Below are 1,362 nucleotides of genomic sequence, written 5' to 3'. Positions count from 1 at the left end.
AGAGATGGAGCGGTCGCTCGCCGATCTAATGCCGGGGTTCCACTGGGTGATCGAAACGCTCGAGCGACTTGTCACCACCGAGCGTGACATCGTCGAACCCGTGCGTCTGTTGGACGAGGCCGAGATCGACCGGCACCAGCGCGGTTGGGACTTTGTCTTCGTGGTCACGACGCGCGAGATGCGCGGACGCGAACGGCAGCGTCTCCTCGGAGTGACCGCAGGCTTATTCGCCAGTGCACTCGTCTCGACCGCCTTTCTCGGTGATGCTGCGCACGAGCAAAGGCCGCTCGCCCCGCGCCTCCACGCACTCTCCATGCATCTCTTCGGCCGGCTGAATGGACTCGCGCCCGAGGTTACCCCGACCTGGATGCGTCGCGTCGAGAGGCCCGACGACCTCGACGCGACGGATGGCTACGCTCCGTCAGCCGTCGACGCCCTGTCACTGCGCATGGAGGAAGTCGCGGACCTGCGTGTGGAGGAAACGCAAGAAGCGGGGAAGGGATGGCTCGGCTTCTATGCTCGTTCGCTCTGGCAGAACCGGGGCGCCCTGCCGATCGTGATATCCCGGATGCGCCCTTGGAACTTTCCGCTGCGCCTGCATCGGCTGACGACGGCGGCTGGTTCGGCGCTCGCGGTCCTCGTCATGACCGCAGAGTCCTGGGAAGTGGCGGCCAATCTCTCGGCGTCAACGATCACGGTCTTGTCGGTTGCAGCGATCGTCGGGACGAGCGGCTACCTAATCCGTGCCCAGCGCCTACTTGCCTCCCGGCAAGGGCCGCTCCGCGAGCAGCGAGCAGTGAGCAACGCGGGCACCGTCGCAGCCGTCCTCATGGGTTTGGCCGTGACATACGCCGGCATTTTCACTGTCGCTTCTGTCTTCGCCGCGGCGCTCTTCAGCAATGATCTCATAGCTACTTGGACCGGTGTTTCTGACGCTGCGGCGGTTTCGGTCCGCGTTCGCCTCGCCGCGCTCGCGGCCTGTGTTAGCGTGGTCATCGGAGCACTCGGCGCTGCATTCGAGCCCTACGGCTATTTTCGGCACGTCACGCAGATCGATGACGAGATATGACCACACGATCATGCATTGGCGTACTGGTTTCTGAGACGTTGGCGAAGTCACCCAGCCAGGAAGTCATCGCTGGCAATGATCATTGGTCGTCATTGTTGAGTTGGTCGACCCAAAGCCAATGGTCCTGTCATCCCGCTCGTTTCCAAATCCCAACGACTCGTCCAGTCGCCGCCCTTCCGCTCAAGGATCAGGTAGTTCGTCATCCGTGAACTATGGCTGGCAACGCTCATGAGCGTCACGCCGCGGCCTTTTCCTGTGCACATGATGGGCTGCGGCCGTAGAAAACGGCCAGC

General features: G+C 62.8%; 2 protein-coding genes. One reads left to right on the top strand and one right to left on the bottom strand.

Annotation, left to right across the window (positions count from 1 at the left end):
- The coding region (locus P1J78_RS24885; protein ID WP_275570060.1) for a hypothetical protein at positions 1 to 1,069 on the top strand (1,069 nt) is incomplete at its 5' end.
- An 89-nt stretch (positions 1,070 to 1,158) separates the two neighbouring features.
- On the opposite strand, the gene P1J78_RS24880 is transcribed toward P1J78_RS24885, so the two are convergent.
- Positions 1,159 to 1,362: hypothetical protein (locus tag P1J78_RS24880; RefSeq protein ID WP_275570059.1), on the bottom strand; the 204-nt coding region annotated here is incomplete at its 5' end.

It is taken from the genome of Psychromarinibacter sediminicola (assembly GCF_029168335.1).
In the GTDB taxonomy this organism is placed as follows: domain Bacteria; phylum Pseudomonadota; class Alphaproteobacteria; order Rhodobacterales; family Rhodobacteraceae; genus Psychromarinibacter; species Psychromarinibacter sediminicola.
Note: the sequence above shows the minus strand (reverse complement) of the source record. Positions and strands in the feature narration are given on the sequence as shown.